Source organism: Nocardioides cremeus (genome assembly GCF_030518195.1).
GTDB lineage: Bacteria > Actinomycetota > Actinomycetes > Propionibacteriales > Nocardioidaceae > Nocardioides > Nocardioides cremeus.
Genome location: NZ_JAULSC010000033.1, coordinates 1 through 20952, shown reverse-complemented (window position 1 = coordinate 20952; position 20952 = coordinate 1). Strand labels below are relative to the sequence as shown.

Below are 20952 nucleotides of genomic sequence, written 5' to 3'. Positions count from 1 at the left end.
CCGCTTCCAGGTCACCTCCTTCTCCTCTGACTGGCGCTTCGACACCGCACAGTCGGTCCGCCTGACCGAGCAGCTGCAGAAGTGCGGCGTCGACGCCGACCACGCCGAGATCCACAGCCCCTACGGCCACGACTCCTTCCTCCTCGACCCCCCGGGCTATCTCGACCGCGTCAATGCCTTCCTCAGTCCCGACGCTGGTTGAGGAGGGACGAAGCCCCGGCTCGAAACCACCGCTGGTCGAGCAGTGAGGCGCCCCAGCGCCGAGCGACGGCGAGACCCCGCGGGAGAGACAGCCGTACGCCGCTCGGCGCCAGGAGTACGCGCGACACCTGGGTCGGCCCAACGCCGCCAGCAACCTAGACCAGGCCCAGGGTGGGCTGAACGGCAGCCAGAATGTTTCGCGGAGGCTAACTTTCGGGGACGTGACGCAACATTTGGACCGCGAACGTGCAGGTCGGCCAGTCCTGTGGTTTGCTTTGCTCACTGAACCATCGTCTTGGGCGCCCCGCGGCGTCACATATGGGGAGTCTCAAACATGAAGAAGCTCATCTCCGGCGTGTTCGCCGCCACGCTGATGTTCGGCGTCACCGCGCCGTCCGCCTCGGCCTACGAGGCCACCGTCCAGACCGAAGCCGACGTCAAGGTCCCGAAGAACGTCGAGGCCAAGAAGAAGGTCAAGGTCCGGATCAAGCTCAACACCAACACCAACGAGGGTGCCGTCTGCACCGGCCAGGTGTACATCCAGGTGACCCGCCTGCACCCCAAGCCGCAGCGGGTTGTCAAGGAGTCCACCAAGAACGTCAAGGACTCGAACCAGTTCCGGTTCGCGTACCCGAAGAAGGGCGTCTACCGCACCGTGGTGAAGTACACCCGCGGCGGCCAGGACCCGTGCTCCTTCTCGCGTGACAAGAAGATCGTCAAGGCGTCCTGACGCTCAACGCTTGAACGAAGACCCCCCGAGCCTCGGCTCGGGGGGTCTTCGTGTATCCGCACTGTTGTCCGTGCGGGTCCACCTTCTCGCCGGTCGTCTAGGACGACTGGCCTGATCACCTAGGGTCTGGCTCATGTCTCGCGCGCGCCTCGTGTTCTCGCTCCTCGTCGGGGCTGGAGTCTTCTTCCTCCTGGCGGCTGGCCTCGTTGCCTGGCAGGCGCTCCAGGTCAACAGTGCTCTACGGACCGCAGTCGCCGACGCGGGCACGTTCCGCGCTGCCCTGGAGGCGGGGGACGAGCAGGAGGTAGACGCTGCTCTCAGCGACCTCCAGGACAGTGCAGGGGAGGCCGAGGAGCGTACGTCGGGCTTGCGCTGGTCAATCCTGACCTACACCCCCGTCATCGGGGACGACGCCCGCGGTGTGCGTGCCGCGGCGACCGCGGTCTCTGATCTCAGTGAGGCGCTGGCACCGGTGGCTCAGCGAGCCACTGATCTTGACGAGCTGCTACCCGAGGGAGGTCGAGTCGCACTCGAGGCGGTGGCTGAGCTGCAGCAGCCGGTCAACCAGGCCGCGCAAGCATTGGAGGCCGCAGACGCCCGGCTTCAGGCAGAGGACTCACGCGGCTACGTTGACCAGTTCCGTGCCCGCTACGACGAGCTGGCCCGCTTGGTGGGCGACGCCGCTGACGCTATGGACGCGGCCTCCGTGGCTGTCGACCTGATGCCCCTGGCGTTGGGCGCTGAGGACCCTCAGCGCTATCTGCTCGTCTTCCAGAACAATGCGGAGATTCGTGCCACCGGCGGTCTCCCCGGCGCCCTGTCGCTCTTGAACGCCGACGATGGACGCATCTCGCTTGGCCGACAGGTGGCGGCGAGCTCCTTCGGTGAGCGCACCACCCCGCTACCCATCACGAAAGACGAAGAAGAAGTCTTCACCGACTACCTCGGCCGCTACATGCTCGACGCCAACTTCACGCCTGTTTTCTCGCGCACGGCCGAGCTGATGAAGCAGCGCTGGGAAGAGGTGCACCCGGAGCGGCTCGACGGCGTCATTTCGCTCGACGCCGTGGCCGTCTCCTACCTGCTTGAGGCGACCGGTCCGTTGAGCGTCGACGGCTACGACCTGACGGCCGACAACGCCGTCGACGTGCTGATCAACCAGATCTACATCGACCGACCCGACCCGCAGGCCCAGGACGCGTTCTTCCGCCAGGTCGTGTCGACCATGTTCGGTCGCATCCTGCAGGGCGACCTGGGGCGCCCGCGCGAGCTCCTCGCTTCCCTGGTCCGCGGAGGGAACGAGCACCGCATCTATACGCACTTCTTCGACGAGGGAGCGCAGACTCTGATCGAGGGTCGTTCTATCGCCGGCGAACCTGCCACCCCCGACGGAGGAGCCGAGCGCATCGACGTGACCCTGAATTCGGGCACTGCCTCGAAGATGTCTTACTACCTGGACTACGACGTCCGGGCCTCGAGCCCGATGTGCAGCAACGGGGTCGAGAGCACCCAGGTTACTGCTCGTCTGAGGTCCACGGCCCCGCTGGATTCCGCGACATCACTGCCGCCGTACCTCTCCGGGACCGGTAGGAACGGCGTCGCGCCCGGCAAGCAGCTGGTCGAAGTGCGTCTCTTCACTCCTTCTGGGGGAGCGGTTCGGGAGTTCAGCATCAACGGCAAGGACTTCAAGCCCGACAAGAGCCCGTTGGGCGACCGTGCGACGACGACGGCCTACATCTTCCTGGAGCCCGAGCAGACCGCTGAGGTCACCTGGCAGGTCACGGCACCGCCTGTGGACGGCCCGCGTGAGGTGCGGGTGACGCCGGGCCTCGAGCCGCGCGACTACTCGACTCAGCTCTCGGGAGCCTGCTGAACCAGCCGCTGGACTGCGACGGGAGTGGACCCGGGAGGGGTCTCTGTGCCCAACGCCGCTGAACGGCGGTTGCCACAGCCGTGGTCGGACGCCTAGGGGCGTTCCAGGGACGCTGGTTAGGCCGGGTCCTGCTTGGCGCGCTTGCCGCCCGCGGGCTTCTCGGGCGTCGGGGCGTAGCCGTATCCATAACCGTAGCCGTACCCATAGCCGGAGCGCTGGCGTGCGGGGGTCATGTTCAGGACGATGCCCACCTGCTGAGCCCCCACCTGCTCGAGCCGCTCCCCGGCCTGTGCCAGCTGCTCACGGGTGGTACGTCCGTGGGCGGCGACGACGATGGCACCGTCGGCCTGGGAGGCCAGGAGAGCGGCATCGGTCACCGGCAGCAGCGGAGGAGCATCGATGATGATGGTGTCGAAGCGGTCCTTGGCGTGGTTCAGCAACTCGGCCATGGCTCGTGACTGCAGCAGCTCGGCCGGGTTGGGCGGTACGGCGCCGCTGGCGAGCACAGCCAGACCGGTGCCGGGGTGCTCTTGGAGGGCGTCGTCGAAGCTCACCTTGCCGAGCAGCACCGTCGTCACGCCGACGGAGTTGTCCACGTCGAGCGCGACCGCCGCCTTGGGGCGGCGCAGGTCGCACTCGATGAGCAGCGTCTTCTGGCCAGCTTGGGCGAGGGTGATGGCGAGATTGACCGACGTCGTGGTCTTGCCCTCGCCCGGCAGCGCCGAGGTGACCACGAAGACCTTCGTGGTGGCGTCGACGTCGACGAACTGCAGGTTGGTGCGCAGCACCCGGAACGCCTCGGCCCGGGGGGCGTGCGACGACAGCGAAGTGACGAGCGGCTCGGTGCGGATCTGTGAGTCGAAGTTGATGGCTCCCAGCAGCGGAGCGTCGGTGGTCTCGCGGATGTCGTCAACGGACTTCACGGTGGTGTCGAGCAGTTCTCGGGCCACCGCCAGGCCGACACCCAGCAGCAGGCCGAGCACCAGGGCCAGGGCGAGGTTGCGGACCGGCTGCGGTGAGACCGGCGCCGTCGGCAGGGTCGCGTCCGACGTGACACTGGGCCGCACCAGCGGCTCCGTCTCACCCACTGGGGTCTCCACGGCGCGGATCTGGTCGGCCAGTGCGCTGGCGTAGCCCTGCGCTATGGCCTGCGCCTGGGAGGGGGACTCGTCCTGCGCCTGCAGCGCGATGATGACGGTCTCGGGTGAGACCGTGGCGGTCACCTGGTCCCGGAGGGTGCTCGGCGCCATGGCCAAGTCAAGGTCGTCGATGACCACGGCCGCCAGGTCGGCGTCCTTGACGAAGTCCGCGTACGAGGTCACTCGCTGCTGGCTGAACTGGGCTCCCTGGAAGGCGCCAGAGACGGTCTCCCCGCCGTCGGCCGAAGAGGAGATGAAGAGCTTGGCCGTCGACTGGTACATCGGCGTGACCGTGAAGGTGTACGCCGCCGCGGCTGCCACGACGATCAGGGTCGAGGTGAGGACCAGCATCCACCGTCGGCGGAGGATGCGCAGGTAGTCCCGAAGTTCCATGTGTCCGACTCCCGTCGTCTGTGACGGTAGGGACTTTAGTGCCAATGAGTGGCCAGGCCGGCATCCGGCCCGCGCCCCCGGGAGTCAGCCAGCAGCGACCGGCGTGCGGCCGTAGTCGTCCTCGAGGCGGCAGATGTCGTCCTCCCCGGTGTAGGAGCCGAGCTGCACCTCGACCACGACCAGGGGGTGGTCCTCCTGGTTGGTGATGCGGTGCGCCTGGCCGACCTCGACCCAGATCGATTCACCCGGACCGGCCACGACGGTCTCACCGTCGATGACGGCGGTGCAGCGACCGGCGGCGATCACCCAGTGCTCGGCACGGTGCTCGTGGGTCTGGTAGCTCAACCGCGAGTGCGGGTTGACGTGGATGCGCTTGACCTTGAAGCCGTCACCCTCGTCGAGGACGGTCCACGAGCCCCACGGGCGGTCTTCGCTCTCGCCGATCATCAACAGTCTCCTTACATCGGCGGCCGGGTGCCACGCGCTCTGCGAGGTTAAAGGTTACGGCACGCGAGTGGGTGCTGTGTTACCAAACGTTAGCGACGCCGTAGCCCAGCCATGGCAGGACGGACGTCAACCAGATAGACGATCGCAGCGATGGTGAAGATCAGGTTGAAGATGCCGATCGGGTTGTTGAGGAACAACACCTGCAGCGCCACTCCCAGCCCGAGCAGGATCGTCCACGTCGGCTTCGTGAGCTTCCCCGCCGCCTCGTAGGACTCAGCTGAAAACATCAGAGAGCTGACAAAGGCGTAGATCTTGACCGCCAGCAGCACGAATGCGAGCAGGGCATAGAAGCCGAGCTCGAGGGAGTAGACGTCCAACACACCCTCACCCTACGGCCGCCCGCGCAGGCGCCCTCGGGACGCACCGCGAACCGAACCCCAGCGGTGGTTGAGGAAGGCGTGCAGCGCCTGTCTCGAAACCACCGTCCTTGCGGCAGGTCGCAGCCACCCACCGTTGATCGAGCAGGGAGGGCCGCCAGGCCCGAGCGCCCGTCGAGATCCCCCAAACGACCCACTACCTCAGCCGCGGCCTCAGAAGCAGGCCCGGATCTCCCCGACCGGCTTCCCACCACCGAGCAGCACGTGCTCCCCGGTCTTCCGGACAGCCTCAGCGTCCACCCAGTCCTCCGACGTGACCCCGGACCGCTCCAGCGCCGCAGCCATCACCACAGGCCGAGCCCGCGCCCCACCGTCGTCGGTCTTGAGTGCGAACGCCCGCCCATCAGCCAGCGCGACGGCATAGCACGACTCCGCCCCGGCCTTCCCGATCGACCCGGGCATGGCGGTCAGCAGCGTCCGCTCGTCCCTAGTCGTGCCCGACACGTACTCGGGGTGCGCCCGGATCGCCTCGGCGATCCGACGCTCGGGACCGTCGGTGGCCACTGCGAGCCGCGAGAACGCCCTCGCCAGCCCAACGAGCGAGGTCGACAACAGCGGAGCACCACAACCGTCCACAGCGACTTGCGCGGTCTCTCCCGTCGTCCGCTCGAATGTCGCCTTGATCGCCACCTGCAGCGGGTGCTCCGGGTCGAGGTAGGTGGTGGTATCCCACCCGTTGTGCGCACAGGTCGCGAGCATCGCCGCGTGCTTGCCCGAGCAGTTCATCGTGAGCGACGACTTTTCGCCGCCAGCGCGAAGCATCGACTCCCGAGCCGCCTCGTCCAGCGGCCAGTCCGGCGGGGTCTGCAGCGCCGACTCGTCGAGTCCAGCGCTGATCAGGATGCGTCGTGCACCCTCCAGGTGATGCGTCTCGCCCGAATGGGACGCGCAAGCAAGCGCTAGCAGCTCGGGTGGCAGGTCGAGACCGTGCTCGACCATGGCGAGCGCCTGGATCGGCTTGTTCGACGAGCGCGGGAGCACCGGTGAGGTCGCGTCGCCCACCGACCATTCGACGGTCCCGTCGGCGCGGAGCGCCACCACGGAGCCGTAGTGGTGCCCTTCCACGATCCCGGAACGCACGATCTCGGCCACGGCGACAGGTCCAGTCATGCCTCGCACCGTAGAGGGCGCCCAGGATGACGTTGAAACTCGACTGAATCTGTCAAGATACTTCGGTGAGTTACCCGCAGTACTGCCCTTCTCCCCGCGAGCTCGACGACCTCGAGCTGTTGACGACCGGCACGCTGGTCCCGATCGTCGCTTTCAACGAGCCCGGCAGCCCGGTGACTCTGTCGCTGCCTGGGGACGTCCAGGCGGCGGCCGAGAGTGCTGGTGGCGTCGAGCTGGTCGACCCGGAGGGCCTGCCCCTCGCCCGCGTCTCGCTTCCCGGTGGAGCCGTGGAGCCATTGACGCACGCGCAGTACGGACCCTTCCGGCGCTACTACCTCAGCCCCGAGCAGGTGCGCGAGCAGCATCCCGACCGAAAGGTGGTGCCGGTCGTCGACGCGCTCTCCGAGCAGCAGCTCGAGCGGCTGTCTGGCGCCGGTCCGGTCCTGCTGCTGGCCTTCGTCGGCACCGGGACCCCCGATCTGACTCCCACCGCGCTCATCCGCGCCACCCTCGCTGTTGCGGCACGGCTGGAGGACGCGTATGTCGCCGCGGTGCCCCTCGCGAGCCGCGGCGACGCGACGGTCGACCACGCCCTGGGGGCCCAGGTGGCGCGCACGTACGCCGGCGATGCCGACGTGCTCGCCCTGCCCGACGCCGGCGACGACGCGACCTACGCCCCCGACGTTGCGGCCATCATCGAGGCCGACCAGCCGGGACCCGAGGAACAGGGCCTCGTCCTCTTCTTCACCGGCCTCTCCGGCAGCGGCAAGTCCACCCTCGCCCAGGCTCTGATGGACCGCGTCCTCGAGCAGGGTATCCGCACCATCACCTCCCTCGACGGCGATGTCGTCCGCCGCAACCTCTCCGCGGGCCTGACCTTCTCCAAGCAGGATCGCGAGACGAACATCCGCCGCATCGGCTGGGTCGCTGCTGAGATCTCGCGGCATCGCGGCCTCGCCGTCGTCAGCCCCATCGCCCCCTTCGACGAGACCCGCCAGCAGGTGCGGGCCATGGTCGACGAAGCCGGCGGCGCGTTCTTCCTCGTCCACGTCGCCACCCCGCTCGAGGAGTGCGAGCGCCGCGACCGCAAGGGCCTCTACGCCAAGGCTCGCCGAGGCGAGATCCCCGAGTTCACCGGCATCTCGTCTCCTTACGAGGAGCCCCAGGATGCCGATGTTCGCGTCGACACCACCGGCCGCACCATCGACGACGCCCTCCAGGACGTCATCGACGCCCTCGCCGAAGCCGGCTACCTCGACCTCCGTACCCCGCCGGCCGCCGAGCAGCCCCCCTCGTTGGTTGAGCAGGGAGGAGCGCCAGCGACGACCGCCCGCCGAAACCCGGTGAGCGACGAAGCATCCGCCCCCACGGAGGTTGAGGAAGGCGCGCTAGCGCCTGCCTCGAAACCACTCAAGGTCCTCTTCGTCTGCACCGCCAACATCTGCCGCTCCCCCTACATGGAACTCACCGCACGCCACCTGGCAGGCAACGATCCGACCCTCGAGTTCGCGAGCGCCGGCACCCACGGCTTCACCGACGAGCCGATGAACCAGCCCATGGTCGAGGTCCTTCACCCCGGCACCACCGGTCACGACGACTTCCGCAGCCGTCGCCTGACCACCGCCGAGCTCGAGTGGGCCGACATCGTCCTCACCGCCGAGGCCTCGCACCGCCAGTTCATCCTTGACGACAACCCGGCGCTCTTCCGCAAGGTCTTCACCCTCGGCCAGTTCATCGAGGCGGTCGCCGATATCGGTGCCGGCGTCCACGGACGCGAGCTCCTAGGTCAGCTTCAGCAGCGTCGCGGCCCGGCAACGGCTGACCTCGACGTCGCCGACCCCTACCGCCGCGGCGACAAGGCAGCCCGCACCGCCGCCGACCACATCGACCGGTTGCTTCGCGCCGCTGTCGCCGCGCTGTCCAGCGCTGGAAAGGCCACCTGATGGACCTCATCACCCTCACCGCCCTGTCCATTCTGGCAGCTGGCTTCATCGTCGGCATCGTCGTCGGCCTGACCGGCATGGGCGGCGGCGCACTGATGACGCCGGCACTGATCTTCCTCGGTGTCGGGTCTGGCGAGGCGGCCACCATCGTCACCGCCGACCTGACCGCGGCCGCGGTCTACAAGACCGGTGGCGCTGCCGTGCACGCCCGACACGGGTCGCCCAACTTCACCCTGGCCAAGTGGCTGATCATCGGCTCGGTGCCGATGGCCTTCCTCGGGCCCTACATGGTCAAGTTCTTCACCAACGATGCGGAGCAGCTCGACCGAGTCCTTAAGCTAGCCATCGGATTCGCGCTGCTCTTCGCCGCTGCCACCTACGCGCTGCGGCTCTACATCAACCTGCGCGCGGTCCGTTCCGGCGGCTTCACCGGCGACCCCGACCCCAAGATCAAGGTCGTCCCGACACTCCTGGTCGGCATGCTCGGCGGTCTCCTGGTGGGCATCACCAGCGTGGGCTCCGGCTCCGTGATCATGATCGCGCTTTTGATGCTCTACCCCGGCCTGTCCGCGGTGAAGCTCGTCGGCACCGACTTGGTGCAGGCCGTGCCGCTGGTGTTGGCTGCCGCCGTCGCCAACATCGCCATCCACGGCCTCGACTGGTCGATCGCCATCCCGCTGATCGTCGGGTCCGTTCCCGGGACCCTGCTCGGCAGCCGGATCGCACCGCACGTCCCGCAGTCGTTCATCCGTCGCGGCATCGTCGTGGTGCTGACCATGTCGGGCGTGGCACTGCTCGACAAGGCCGGCTGGGCACCGCTGGGCCGCGAGGAGACCTACCCAGCCGTCATCGGCTTGATCGGCCTCGGCATGGCCGTCCTGGTCCCTGTCGTCTGGGGCTTCCTGCGCAAGGAACAGGGCCTGCCATTTATGGGCGCGCCCACCGTCAGAGAGCTCGACAGCTGGACCTACGGGCGTTCCACGCGCACGTCCCAGCAGGAGAAGTCAGAGGCTGCCGAGCGGGTGGACGGGCCAGTCGACTAGCGCCGGCTGGTCGACCCGGCCGGCACCGCCCCCTAGGGCAGCGATGTCGGGCGTCGACCATGAGCCGAGAGCGGTCAGCCCCTGCCATCGCCGCCGTCCAGTCGAGCTCGCGAACGGCCCTTGCCTGGCTCGCAAGTGAGCGCGTTGACCTCGGATGGGTGCAATGGACAACCGTCGAGGCCCCACACCCACCGCGACCAACAAACGGCCAGGACCGTGTCGTCGCCAACACCCCAGGCCAGCCAGGCGCCACGCCTACAGCGGGCGTCGAGACGAACGTTCGCTCGACCGGTCGGCCAACTCACAGGCGCGCGGTTGATGTTGTGAGGCCGTGACAGTCTACGATGAGCCGACTTGTCACGAGGAGAGGTTCATCTGAGCATGACCGAAACGCACGCCGACTACCGGCTGAGTCAGCTTGATCAGCTGGAGGCGGAGTCGATCCACATCTTCCGCGAGGTCGCAGCCGAGTTCGAGAAGCCCGTCCTGATGTTCTCGGGCGGCAAGGACTCCATCGTGATGCTCCGCCTGGCCGAGAAAGCCTTCTACCCGGCGAAGATCCCGTTCCCAATCCTCCAGGTCGACACCGGCCTGGACTTCCCTGAGGTCATGGAGACCCGGGACCGCTGGGTCGACCGTCTCGGCGTCCAGCTCGTTGTCGCGAGCATCGACGACGCGATCGCCAAGGGCGTGGTGACCGAGGACGGCAAGACCAGCCGCAATCGCCTCCAGATCGGCACTCTGCTCAACGCCATCGAGGAGAATGGCTTCACCGCCGCCTTCGGTGGCGGACGCCGCGACGAGGAGAAGGCTCGCGCCAAGGAGCGCGTCTACTCCCACCGCGATGAGTTCGGGCAGTGGGACCCCAAGAACCAGCGCCCCGAGCTCTGGAGCCTCTATAACGGCCGCCTGCACGAGGGCGAGCACATGCGGATCTTCCCGATCTCGAACTGGACCGAACTCGACGTCTGGTCCTACATCGCCCGCGAGGGCATCGAGATCCCCCAGATCTATTTCTCCCACCAGCGTCGCGTGTTCGAGCGCGGCGGCATGTTGATGACTGAGACCCCGCTGAACCCGTGCCGTGAGGGCGAGATCGCTGAAGAGCGCACCGTGCGGTTCCGCACCTGCGGCGACATCACCTTGACCGGCTGCGTGGAGTCCACGGCCAGCACGGTCGAGGAGATCATCGAAGAGACCGCCATTTCCCGCGTGACCGAGCGTGGCGCCACTCGCGGCGATGACAAGTTCTCCGAGGCCGCCATGGAAGACCGCAAGAAGGAGGGCTACTTCTGATGGCCGAGAACACCACCGCCGGCGAGCAGGCCGTCGAAAACGTCACCACCAACATGGACCTGCTGCGCTTCGCGACCGCAGGCTCCGTCGATGACGGCAAGTCCACCCTCATCGGGCGGCTGCTGCTGGACTCGAAGTCGATCTTCGAGGACCAGCTTGAGGCCGTCGAGACCACCAGCAAGGGCAAGGGGTACGACTACACCGACCTCGCCCTGCTGACGGACGGTCTGCGTTCCGAGCGTGAGCAGGGCATCACCATCGATGTCGCCTACCGCTACTTTGCGACCCCGGCGCGCAAGTTCATCATCGCCGACACCCCGGGCCACGTGCAGTACACCCGGAACATGGTCACCGGCGCCTCGACCGCCGACCTGGGACTCGTGCTCGTCGACGCCCGGCAGGGCCTGACCGAGCAGTCGCGCCGCCACGCCGTCATCCTGTCGCTGCTGCGGGTGCCGCACCTGGTGCTTGCAGTGAACAAGATGGATCTCGTGGACTTCTCCCAGGAGGTCTACGACAAGATCCATGCCGAATTCACCCAGTTCGCCACCAAACTCAACATCCCGGATCTCGAGGTCATCCCCATTTCGGCGCTGCAGGGCGACAACGTAGTCAACCGCTCGGAGAACATGGCCTGGTACTCCGGGCCGACGCTCATGCACCACTTGGAGCACGTTCACGTTGCATCCGACCGCGACTTGGTCGACACCCGATTCCCGGTGCAGTACGTGATCCGCCCCAAGTCCGATGAGCATCACGACTACCGCGGCTATGCTGGACAGATCGCCGGAGGCGTCTTGAAGCCCGGTGATGAGGTCGTAGTTCTGCCCAGCGGCATGACGACGAAGATCGCTGGCATCGATCTGTTCGATCGGGAGGTCGACGAGGCGTTCCCACCAATGTCAGTTACCGTGCGGCTCGAGGACGACGTCGATGTGTCTCGCGGGGACACGATTGCTCGCATCAGGAACGCCCCCACCCCCAGTCAAGACATCGACGCCATGGTCTGTTGGATGGCCTCGACGCCGCTCAAGCCGCGTCAGAAACTTGCAATCAAGCACACGACCCGCAACGCCCGGGCTCTGGTTAAAGACATCCAGTATCGACTCGATATCAACACACTCCACCGTGACCAAGAAACAAAAGAGATTGGCGTGAACGAGATCGCCCGCGTTCAACTCAGAACGACTGCGCCCCTACTCTGCGACTCTTATTCGCAGAATCGCACGACTGGCTCCTTCATCCTCATTGATGAGGCCACGGGCGTCACTGTGGGTGCGGGAATCATTAATGGCTAGACCTCTGTATTTGCAGTAGGCCGTCCCGCTATCGCCTTCGCTTCGGCCCCGGTTAGTGAATTTGGAGTGCTATCGTGCGCCAGGAGTTTCGTGAAGCAAAGAATCCCTTCGTGCGGAAGGGAAGTGCGGCTATCCTTCGCGGAACGAAAACAATTGCATTGAATAGCGGCAGACAGCGGTTCCAAACTGGAAAGTATAGTGGCCTATTAGTCAATTCCTTCCCTAAGAGCGGGACTCACCTTCTCTCGCAAATAGTAGGGGCGTTGCCCGGGACGCAGGACCGCGGTGAGTTTATTGCCTCTACGCCTTCAATTACGATGCGAAGAAAACCTGATTCGTCCACTGCCCGAAGGCTTAGCCGAACGCTAGACGGTGAGGTCGTTATGGGGCACCTTTTCTGGTCGGAAGCAGCTTCATCCGTACTACAGGACCAAGGCATAGCTTCATACTTTATCTATAGGGATCCTCGCGACGTCGTGGTTTCCGAGGCTCGCTATCTAACGTACATGAATAAGTGGCACCGCATGTCTCGGAGTTACCGTGCGTTACCCGACGACGACGAGCGCTTAATGCTTAGTATCTTGGGATCGCGAGATGGGTCGGCACTGGAGGATTATCCGGATATCGCCGCCAGGTTCTCGCATTATCAGGGTTGGATCAGTGACCCAAGCACGCTCAGCATGAGATTCGAGGATCTTCGAGGCCCTGCCCTGCCGGAGACTGTCAAGGCGATCGTGGTCCACTACCTTGAACGGTCAAGTGGTCCAGTGCTGCCCGCAAAGGTGGAAGCCATAGCTCAGGACTGCATGCTGGCCATTGACCCGCGCCGCTCACATACCTTCAGAAAGTCTGAGCCTGGAGGTTGGAGAGAACACTTCTCCTCGGAACACATCGAAGCGTTCAAGCAAGTGGCGGGAGACTTACTTGTACGGCTCAATTACGAGCGCGATCTGTCTTGGTGACCCAGTTTCCAAAAACAGAGGAATACGGATCTGAATCAAAGAGGATTGAGACGTCTCAGAAAGGTCGACACGCCCCTCTAGTAGCCCTGCTGTTCTCACTGGTATTCATCGCTGCCGTCTTCCCGCCGGTAAATTGGCCGGACGAGCGACGGAATTTGATGCTTCTCGAGACGGGTGACTATGGGTGGTTATACGCTGTTGGACAATCGGCCCTCAGGGAAGCCGTCTCGGGCTTCTATTTGGTGGGTCCGTTTGATCGAGTTACTTGGGGAGTTGGTCAGAACGTCGATTGGCGTTACGGCGACGGCTCACTTCGCTACCTAACCCAACCGCTTGCCGCTCCGCTGTCATATTACGTGGCGAAGGCGACTAACATTGTGATCGTCGTCGCCGCAATCTTAGGGTTTCGCTTGGCGATGGGTTTGACGCAGTCAAGACGCGATCAATTGAATCTTTACGTTCTATCGCTACTTCTGCCTGCCGCTAGTTACCAACTGCTACAAGTTTCTACCGATCTCACCTTCATTTTGCTTTCCATGGGTCTATATTTCATCACTCAGACCAAGCTTAAAATCGTATTCGCTGTTATTTGCTGCTTGCTAACTGTTGAAGACAGATCCTTCGCGATCCTGGCCTGCATAGCGCTTGCGTATGCTGCGGCGCCCAAAGTCTTGCTCTGGAGAAAGATTCACCACCGACGCGCCCTCCGTTTAGCGCTACTCTTTGGCGCGAGTGTGATCGGCGTAGTTCTGGGGCGCCTGGTTGCAAGCATAGTCCTCGACGGTGGCGGGCTCTTAGCTGGATTCCTAGCCGATCCCTCGAGTCTCACCAGCGCATCTGAGACTCTAGCGTACACACGCGCGAAGGGGTACAACTTGGCACAAAGCCCAGTGCTGCTATACGCAGGCCTGGCGTATCTGCCCGGTGCAACCGAGTATTTCGTCCTTCTTATCCCGTTCTATATCATTGCATTGCCTGTATTCTGGCGACTTCTGGTCTTCGCAACGAGTCGGACGGACGAACTGGGTGAACGTGCCTTCTATCTCGTACTTTCCACTGTGGTCGTCTTTTTTGGAATGACTACGGCGTTGCACGTATTCGAGCATGGAAGGTATTACTTCACGCTGGCGCCTCTTCTTGTTCTCGCACTAGCATCAATATTCGCGCCGCGGGGAGTTCAAGTCGGCGCCTACCTTCGGGACTCCACAACTATCCAACGAGTGACTGCAGCACTTTTCACTCTGAACGTAGTCCTCACGTCGGCAGTTGGAATACCGCAACTGGTATAGAAGCGCGAGTCTTTGACGAAAGCTTATCAATCTCTGGATGGATCGAGAAGGGCTGTTCCTTGTACTGGCTCGCTTTACGGCGCATGGCGGGACACATCATGTCGCGAGTGGTCGGAGCGGTTGCGACCGCCGTCTTGGCCATCTACATAGCACGGAGTCAGGGTGCAGAATACTCGGGTGAATTTTACTTTTTCATAGGTTCCGTTGCCATCCTTGCCATTCTTTCTAGGCTAGGTCTAGAAGCTCACCTCGTGGCGGAATGTACACCTGAGTTGGCTGCGGGAAGGAAGGCGCCGCCTGGTTTGCTACGCTCGGCGATCTTTGCGTCGACTCTGCTTGCCATGGTGCTCTACTTGGCAGTCAAACTCGCTTTACTTCTTCGCCCTGACCTGCAGGAGCGACTTCTAGGAACTCTATCGGGACCAGAGTTGCTAGCCCTCAGTGCTGTTGGTTTCAATTTCGTCTTCGTTGGTGCTGCGTACTTGCGATCGCTCGGGCGAGGTCCCTCGGCCGTGCTGCTTGAGAGCACCCTGATCTATGCCTGGCTGTTGCTTGTCTTTATGGCAGCAGATACCTTGGGACTGACGCCCAGCCTAGATGATATCGCCGCATCGTTGGTGGTGCTTGGCCCACTCAGTTACCTAGTTTTGCGCAGCAGGGGTGCCGCCGGCACTGCCGCTCGACATGTGTGGAAAGGTTTCAAGGACGCCCTTCTGGGAGCGTTCCGATTCGCATCGGTCGCAGCTGTAAATGGCATCGTCATATGGCTGCCGGTTGTGGCGCTGGGATTCAGCGGACAACTACAAGACGTGGCAAATTACAATGCAGCATATAGAATTGCCATGATGGTCGGAATCTTTGGGGTGATCGTCAAAAGTTCAACCATATCGACCTATCTGTCCAGCCATGCGGCGGATGATCAGTTGAAGCCAGCCGCCGTTTTACGAGGCTCGGCGACGGCAATGGCTGCCCTGGCTGTCTTGGCTGGCGTCTTGTGGTGGCAAAAGGAGTTGCTTGCCAGCATTTTCGGAGACGAGTTCACGCAGGTTGGAACGATATTGCCGATTATGCTTGTCGGTCAAGTTGTGAACTCCGCAGGATTCCTGCCCGAGACTTTGGCGGTCCTTCATCACAAGACGAATGGTTTGAACTGGGTGGCGGCACTCACTCTAGCGACAGCCAGTATCGCGATCCCAGTACTGGTCTACTATGAAGGAATAATTGGTGCCGCTTTGGCTTTCTCGATCACAACGGTTGTCAACCGACTTTCGCTGGTGGCATTGCTAGTGTGCTTCTCGAGGGCGACAGAGATATAGAAGCCGTCTGGTTTCTTGACTGCATGAGTATATTTACGTGAGATCGGTCTGCGCGCAGCGCACTCCAATCTCCCGTCCGCAGCAGTTATTCCGTCGTTGCGGCTGCGGATCGCAGCGTTTGCTCGAAGATTCGGATGGCGCTGTCGCCTGATAGTTGATGGAAGGCATAGGATCGGCCTTGCTCGCCGAGCCGGCCGGCTCGTTCACGATCGGCTGCCAATGCCTGAATCGTGCCAAGCAGGGCCGCGGGGTCCCCGGCGTCGACACAGATCGCGCCGCCTGAACGCTCAAGCTCAATGCGCGTAAGCCCGTTCCCAACAGAGGCCACGATTGGTGTGCCGCTGGTTAGGTATGATGTTACTTTGCTGGGTACGGACATCTCCGCAACTCCCTCAAGTTCACAAACGATCAATGTGTCGGCAGCTTGCATGAGTTCCTGAAACTCCGAGGTTGACACCGGGTCAATGAAGGTCACGGAGTGGACCCCGTCTGAAAGCCCCTCAAGGCGGCTGCGCTGATTTCCGTCACCGAGCAAGACGAAGACGACATGGGCAGATTCGGTGTCGGCGAGTTTAGCGGCCGAAATGACTGTGTCGAGGCCCTGTTTCACGCCCATGTTGCCAGCATGGAGAGCGACGACTTTGTCTTCCCATCCCATTCGACGTCGGGTCGAAGCTCGGTCAGGAGTGTGTGGTTGGGAGGGGAGGTGGACCCAGTTGGGGACCACGCTAATGTTCCCGGTGGAAAGGCCATAAGCTTCTAGGCTTCGAGAGAACCCTTCGTGGATTACGATCACGTGGTTACAATTGGATGCTACCCAGCGTTCTATGGCCGAAATTCCACGAACAACCATTGATGACGATTGTGTTGTTTCCCGGACGCCCTTGGAGTACAGGTCTTGCACCCAAAGGACCGTCGGCGACTTAGAACGAATAACGCTCCGCTTCATCAAGAACAATGCCGCTGAAAACAGAGTGGGGGTGACTAGCACTGTTACGTCCGACTTTGGCATGCGTCGAAGAACGAGGCGCAGTCCGAAACTGATTTCCATGATTAACCTGCGACCAAGAGTCGGTCGTCTGGGGACGTAGTGACGGAGCCTTGTCAGAGTTACGTTGCGCTGTTTCTCAACCTTCGTCCACTGCCTAAATTCTTTGTAGACTTCCCATTCTGGGTAGTGTGGGGTGCCGCTAATTACTGACACCGAGTTGCCGGTGGCTGCAAGTCCTTCGGTCAAACTCGTCGTGTAGGGAGCATTTCCGCTTACTTCGGGCGAGTAGTGCATGCCAATGATGGTGATTCGCAATGCTTCTCCAGTGGTCGAGTCTTGTATTGGAGCATCTCAGTTCTGGCGGGAATCGCGTTGTGTTCTCGAACTCAAAAATGTCATGACGTGCCAGGATCTACCAGTCTGTGGTTGGCATACTACGAGGTGCGACTGTCAGGTGTGAGTCCACCCTCATGGCCTGAAGCCTTGCGACTCGCTCTGAAGCGCCCCAGGTTTGATGGCCGCTCCGTTTGATTCCAGGAAAATGAGCACCACGCCGAAGAAAATCGATCAGGAGCTGAAGGCCAGAGCTGGACGTCTGGTCAAAGATCACGAGGGCGAGTACCCCTCGCTGAGTGCTGCGGAGGCGGTACGCCCGCCGGATCGTGGCCTGGCACGCCGCGACGTCTTTCAAGGGCCAGTGAGAATTGCCCAGGGGCGGTCATGAAACCTGCCCGGTGACGGTCACGAGATCTGCCCGGTGGTGGCCATGGATCTGCCCACGGGGGCTGCGGCCACCACCCGGTCCAGGATGGTCAGCTCAAGGGGTTCACCCCCTGACCGGCGAGTGCCTGGGTGAGTCGGACTGACTCACCTGAGGTCTGACAGACGTGGGCGTGGTGCAGCAGCCTGTCGACGGTGGCGGTGGCCAGCGTCTTGGGCATCAGCTCGTCGAACCCGGCTGGGCGCAGGTTCGAGGAGATCGCGACCGAGCGTTTCTCGTAGGCGGCATCGACGAGGCGGTAGAGCCCCTCGGCGGCGCCAGTGGCGACCGGGAGTAGCCCGATGTCATCGACGATGACGAGGTCGACTCGCAGGATGCGGGCGATGGCCTTGGACGCGGTGTCGTCGGCACGATGGCGGCGCTGCAGCACCCCGCGGTCTTCTAGGGTGAACCAGGCGACCTTTAGCCCGGCCTCGACGGCCTGCTGGCCCAGCGCCTCAAGCAGAAACGTCTTCCCGGTCCCCGATGGCCCGCACAGCACGAGGTTCTCGCGGCGGTGCACCCATTCCAGGGTGCGTAGCGCCTGCTGGGTCGGTGCGGGGATCGAGGAGATCTCGGGCTGCCAGGCATCGAAGGTCTTCCCGGTCGGGAACCCCGCGGCGGCGCGGCGGGTGGCCAGGGCGGAGCGCTCCCGGCCGGCGACCTCGTCGACGAACAGCGCCTTCAACACCTCGACCGGCTCCCAGCGTTGAGCTTTCGCAGTCGCGACGACTTCGGGGGCGTGGCGGCGGATGTGCGGCAGCCGCAGCTTGCGCAGGAGGTCCTCGAGTTCGGTGGGCAGCGGCGGCGCGGCCGCTGTCGTGGTCGTCATCGAGTCACCCCCTCCACGCCGTGGGCGTCGTGGCCGTCGTGCTGGCCGAGTCGGGCCCACGCGCTGGTGCCCTGGGTCAGCGAGGAGTCTTCGCTGGCCCGGTGCTCACCAGCCTTCGGGGCTCGGGCGTGATGGTCGAGGATCGAGGACAGGTCGGCCTCGGCGAACCGGCCGTGCACGGCGGCATGACCCAGCGCCCAGTCGACCTCGACGGGGTCGAACAACCTGGCCAGGCTGAGTGCTTCGGCCATCTTGACCCGCATCTTGGTGGTGCCCGCAGCGGCGGCCTCGACCAGCCACAACCGGGCGCCCTCGCCCAGGTCGAGGAACTCGGACTCCGCGGTGTTCTTCGCGCGGGGTCGTCGATCCAGGGGCCCGGACGGCTGAGCCGGGAAGTGCTCAGCGATCAGCTGTGGGCTGCCGGGAGTGGCCCGTCGGTGGCGCGCGACCTCGACCGGGCCAGCCTCGCCGACGTGGACGATCACGACCTGCTCACCGTCACTGACGCCCTGGGCGCGCACCCACATCGTCGCCCCGAGCAGGGTGTGCGGGACCGAGTACTGCCCGGACTCGAACGTCACCGTCGGCGTGTTGCCCGGCACCATGCGAGTGGTCCCGAACGCGACCGTGTGCGGTGCCGCCGTCACCGGGTGCAGCCGGGCCCGCTCCTCGGCGAGCATCTGGTCCGGCGGCCGCTTCGTCACCCGATGCGCCCGGGTGTTGACCTTGGCGCAGAACGCCCCGCACGCCGCCTCAAGCTCCGCGAAGCTGGTGTAGGCCTCGCGCAGGTTGGTGTCCTTGGGGACGATGTCGGCCGAGCTGGGTTTCACCGACGACTCCGTGCCGCCCTTGGACGCCGGATCGGCCGGAACGCAGGTGTGGACCACCAACGAGTAGTGCTCGGCGAACGCGACCAGCTGCGGGTTGCGGACCGCGATCCCGGCGATGTGCTCGACGGTGACGGTCTTCTCGTTGTCGGTCAGCACGTAGGTCGGGACCCCGCCCAGGCGCCGGAACGTCTGATCCAGGGCAGCGAACACGCTGGGCATCGTCTTGTCCCGCAGCGGGGGGCACGACCCGGAACCTCGACCAGGCCAGCTAGGCCACGAACAGCACCGTCTTCACGCCATCGACGACCGGGCCGTCGCCGTAGTCGTACTGCAGCCACATCCCCGGCTCGGTGACCCACGGCCGGTGCACCCGCACCCGACCGGCGCGGTAGTCGGTCTTGACCTTCGCGACTGCCCGGCGGGTGGTGCGCTCCGAGCCGGTGTAGCCCAACGCCACGAGCTTCTCGTGGGCCACGTCGGCGCGGACCTTGCCCTGGGACCGCTCGACCCACTCCTCGACCTTGTCCAGGTAGGCATCGATCAACTGCGGGCGCGCCGCGGCCTTGTCCAGCACGCCGGCCGCAGCGCGGCGCTCGACGTAGTGCTTCACGGTGTGGTGCGAGCAGCCGGCCAGCTCGCCGGCATCGCGCAACGACCCGGTCAGGTCGTAGGCGTCCAAGATTTTCATGATCCCCTCGGCAGACTTCACGGTGTCCCTTCCTCGGGGGCAATGGGGCGCTTCAGCACCGCTCATCGAGGAGAGTCCCGTGGAGTGGTGGGGTTTGAGGACCGGCGTGGTGGCGTGAAGTAGGCGGCCATCGGCGGGATCTTCGGTGTGAAACGACCAAGTCACGCACTGAAGGAGACCCACCGATGGCCTTGTCCCAGTCTGCCCTGTCCGAGTTTCTCGAGGCGTTCCGCACCGGCGATGGTGTCGACATGATCCGCGAGTCGGTCCGCACCGTGCTCCAAGAGCTCGTCGAGTTCGAAGCAGCCGGCGCGATCGGCGCCGAGCGCTACGAGCGCACCGACGAGCGTGTCACCGAACGCAACGGCACCCGTCCCAAGCTGCTGGCCACCAAGGCCGGCGACATCGAGGTCCGGATCCCCAAGCTGCGCAAGGGCTCGTTCTTCCCCTCGATCCTCGAGCCGCGGCGACGGATCGATCAGGCGCTGTATGCGGTGGTGATGGAGGCCTACTTCCACGGCATCTCCACGCGCAGCGTCGAGGACCTCGTGGTCGCGCTGGGCGCCGATTCTGGGATCAGCAAGTCCGAGGTGTCCCGGATCTGCGAGCAGCTCGACGAGTCCGTGGGTGCGTTCCGCACCCGCGCGCTGGACCACACCGCGTTCCCCTACGTCTACCTCGACGCGACCTACCTGCACGTGCGCAACAAGCCCGGCAAGGGCGGCCAGGTCGTCTCGATGGCCGTCGTGGTCGCCACCGGCATCGCCGCCGACGGCAGCCGCGAGGTCCTGGGACTCGACGTCGGCGACAGCGAGGACGAGACGTTCTGGCGTGCCTTCCTGCTCAGCCTCAAGCAACGCGGGCTGGGCGGAGTGCAGCTGGTCATCAGCGATCAGCACTCCGGGCTCGTGGCCGCGCTCAAGCGCGCCTTCCAGGGCTCCGCGCACCAACGCTGCCGGGTCCACTTCGCCCGCAACCTGCTCGCCCACGTCCCGAAGTCGCACGCCGACATGGTCGCTGCGGTGTTCCGCACGATCTTCGCCCAACCCGACCCCGAAGCTGTCTCGACGGCCTGGGACGAGGTCCGTGACCAGCTCGCCGGCTCGTTCCCGAAGGTCGGGCCACTGATGGACACAGCGAAGGCCGAGGTGCTCGCCTTCACCGGCTTCCCCAAGGCTCACTGGCGCAAGATCTGGTCGACCAACCCGCTCGAGCGGGTCAACAAGGAGATCAAGCGCCGCAGCCGCGTCGTGGGTGAGTGTGCCAGTCTGAAGTGGCCCCACTTGGAGCCGTAGTGCTGGCTTGAAGTGGCCCCACCCTCGACCTACTTGTCCCCGTACTTTCGTGCCCGTCTGCCAAGGCGAGTCACGAGAG

General features: G+C 64.3%; 15 protein-coding genes and 3 pseudogenes. 11 read left to right on the top strand and 7 right to left on the bottom strand.

The annotated features are described in order from the left end of the window. From metX to QWJ41_RS19685, 3 genes and pseudogenes are all read left to right on the top strand, one after another. A pseudogene (gene metX, locus QWJ41_RS19695) lies at nt 1-202 on the top strand (homoserine O-acetyltransferase); the annotation flags it as partial. Between the two features lie 333 nt (nt 203-535). Beyond that, nucleotides 536-931 (top strand): hypothetical protein, encoded by a 396-nt coding sequence (locus QWJ41_RS19690; protein WP_302710162.1) that lies wholly within the window; start codon nt 536-538, stop codon nt 929-931. A 133-nt stretch (nt 932-1064) separates the two neighbouring features. After that, nucleotides 1065-2804, top strand: a complete 1740-nt coding sequence (locus QWJ41_RS19685; RefSeq protein ID WP_302710161.1) for a DUF4012 domain-containing protein — start codon at nt 1065-1067, stop codon at nt 2802-2804. Nucleotides 2805-2920: 116 nt separating this feature from the next. Here the strand turns inward: QWJ41_RS19685 and QWJ41_RS19680 are convergent, their stop codons facing one another. The 4 genes from QWJ41_RS19680 to QWJ41_RS19665 all read right to left on the bottom strand — a co-directional run bounded on the left by QWJ41_RS19680 (nt 2921) and on the right by QWJ41_RS19665 (nt 6312). Beyond that, nucleotides 2921-4336 carry a tyrosine-protein kinase domain-containing protein gene (locus QWJ41_RS19680; protein ID WP_302710160.1) on the bottom strand — a complete coding sequence of 472 codons (1416 nt, stop codon included), beginning with the start codon at nt 4334-4336 and terminating at the stop codon, nt 2921-2923. 84 nt (nt 4337-4420) lie between these two features. Further along, a complete protein-coding gene (locus QWJ41_RS19675; protein WP_302710159.1) occupies nt 4421-4783 on the bottom strand; it encodes a phosphomannose isomerase type II C-terminal cupin domain in 363 nt (120 codons plus the stop codon). Between the two features lie 89 nt (nt 4784-4872). Continuing rightward, nucleotides 4873-5163 (bottom strand): DUF2516 family protein, encoded by a 291-nt coding sequence (locus tag QWJ41_RS19670; RefSeq protein ID WP_302710158.1) that lies wholly within the window; start codon nt 5161-5163, stop codon nt 4873-4875. A 210-nt stretch (nt 5164-5373) separates the two neighbouring features. Beyond that, entirely contained in the window at nt 5374-6312 is a 939-nt protein-coding gene (locus tag QWJ41_RS19665) for an asparaginase (RefSeq protein WP_336623304.1), read from the bottom strand. Between the two features lie 83 nt (nt 6313-6395). Here QWJ41_RS19665 and cysC point away from each other — a divergent pair, with 83 nt between their 5' ends. The 7 genes from cysC to QWJ41_RS19635 all read left to right on the top strand — a co-directional run bounded on the left by cysC (nt 6396) and on the right by QWJ41_RS19635 (nt 15477). Next, a complete protein-coding gene (gene cysC / locus QWJ41_RS19660) occupies nt 6396-8273 on the top strand; it encodes an adenylyl-sulfate kinase (protein ID WP_302710155.1) in 1878 nt (625 codons plus the stop codon). Continuing rightward, on the top strand, nt 8273-9316 hold the full coding sequence (locus tag QWJ41_RS19655; protein ID WP_302710153.1) for a sulfite exporter TauE/SafE family protein: 1044 nt from the start codon (nt 8273-8275) through the stop codon (nt 9314-9316). The genes cysC and QWJ41_RS19655 overlap by 1 nt, the downstream gene beginning before the upstream one ends. Nucleotides 9317-9697: 381 nt before the next feature. Beyond that, nucleotides 9698-10612: a sulfate adenylyltransferase subunit CysD gene (cysD, locus tag QWJ41_RS19650; RefSeq protein ID WP_302710152.1), complete on the top strand. Its 915-nt coding sequence runs from the start codon at nt 9698-9700 to the stop codon at nt 10610-10612. Next, entirely contained in the window at nt 10612-11910 is a 1299-nt protein-coding gene (locus QWJ41_RS19645) for a sulfate adenylyltransferase subunit 1 (protein ID WP_302710151.1), read from the top strand. The genes cysD and QWJ41_RS19645 overlap by 1 nt, the downstream gene beginning before the upstream one ends. Nucleotides 11911-11984: 74 nt before the next feature. Continuing rightward, complete coding sequence (locus QWJ41_RS22105; protein WP_369292740.1) at nt 11985-12872, top strand: sulfotransferase domain-containing protein; 888 nt, start codon at nt 11985-11987, stop codon at nt 12870-12872. Next, entirely contained in the window at nt 12869-14161 is a 1293-nt protein-coding gene (locus QWJ41_RS19640; RefSeq protein WP_302710150.1) for a hypothetical protein, read from the top strand. Before QWJ41_RS22105 ends, QWJ41_RS19640 begins: the two co-directional genes overlap by 4 nt. Before the next feature lie 341 nt (nt 14162-14502). Beyond that, the gene (locus tag QWJ41_RS19635) at nt 14503-15477 is read left to right on the top strand and encodes a lipopolysaccharide biosynthesis protein (RefSeq protein ID WP_302710149.1); all 975 of its coding nucleotides are present in this window, start codon (nt 14503-14505) and stop codon (nt 15475-15477) included. 85 nt (nt 15478-15562) lie between these two features. On the opposite strand, the gene QWJ41_RS22100 is transcribed toward QWJ41_RS19635, so the two are convergent. The 3 genes and pseudogenes from QWJ41_RS22100 to istA form a co-directional block, all read right to left on the bottom strand. After that, the gene (locus QWJ41_RS22100; RefSeq protein ID WP_369292739.1) at nt 15563-16762 is read right to left on the bottom strand and encodes a glycosyltransferase family 4 protein; all 1200 of its coding nucleotides are present in this window, start codon (nt 16760-16762) and stop codon (nt 15563-15565) included. Between the two features lie 518 nt (nt 16763-17280). Next, on the bottom strand, nt 17281-18060 hold the full coding sequence (istB, locus tag QWJ41_RS19625) for an IS21-like element helper ATPase IstB (protein WP_302710145.1): 780 nt from the start codon (nt 18058-18060) through the stop codon (nt 17281-17283). Further along, nucleotides 18057-19599, bottom strand: a pseudogene (gene istA, locus QWJ41_RS19620) (IS21 family transposase). The gene istB and the pseudogene istA overlap by 4 nt, the downstream one beginning before the upstream one ends. A 164-nt stretch (nt 19600-19763) precedes the next feature. On the opposite strand from istA, the pseudogene QWJ41_RS19615 reads away from it, so the two are divergent. Beyond that, nucleotides 19764-20834: pseudogene (locus tag QWJ41_RS19615) on the top strand (IS256 family transposase); the annotation flags it as partial. Nucleotides 20835-20952 lie beyond the last annotated feature (118 nt).

Coding starts and splice junctions, on each gene's coding strand:
- QWJ41_RS19690 (WP_302710162.1), top strand. CDS start 536: ATGAAGAAGCTCATCTCCGGCGTGTTCGCCGCCACGCTGATGTTCGGC.
- QWJ41_RS19685 (WP_302710161.1), top strand. CDS start 1,065: ATGTCTCGCGCGCGCCTCGTGTTCTCGCTCCTCGTCGGGGCTGGAGTC.
- QWJ41_RS19680 (WP_302710160.1), bottom strand. CDS start 4,336: ATGGAACTTCGGGACTACCTGCGCATCCTCCGCCGACGGTGGATGCTG.
- QWJ41_RS19675 (WP_302710159.1), bottom strand. CDS start 4,783: ATGATCGGCGAGAGCGAAGACCGCCCGTGGGGCTCGTGGACCGTCCTC.
- QWJ41_RS19655 (WP_302710153.1), top strand. CDS start 8,273: ATGGACCTCATCACCCTCACCGCCCTGTCCATTCTGGCAGCTGGCTTC.
- cysD (WP_302710152.1), top strand. CDS start 9,698: ATGACCGAAACGCACGCCGACTACCGGCTGAGTCAGCTTGATCAGCTG.
- QWJ41_RS19645 (WP_302710151.1), top strand. CDS start 10,612: ATGGCCGAGAACACCACCGCCGGCGAGCAGGCCGTCGAAAACGTCACC.
- QWJ41_RS19635 (WP_302710149.1), top strand. CDS start 14,503: ATGGTGCTCTACTTGGCAGTCAAACTCGCTTTACTTCTTCGCCCTGAC.
- QWJ41_RS22100 (WP_369292739.1), bottom strand. CDS start 16,762: ATGCACTACTCGCCCGAAGTAAGCGGAAATGCTCCCTACACGACGAGT.
- istB (WP_302710145.1), bottom strand. CDS start 18,060: ATGACGACCACGACAGCGGCCGCGCCGCCGCTGCCCACCGAACTCGAG.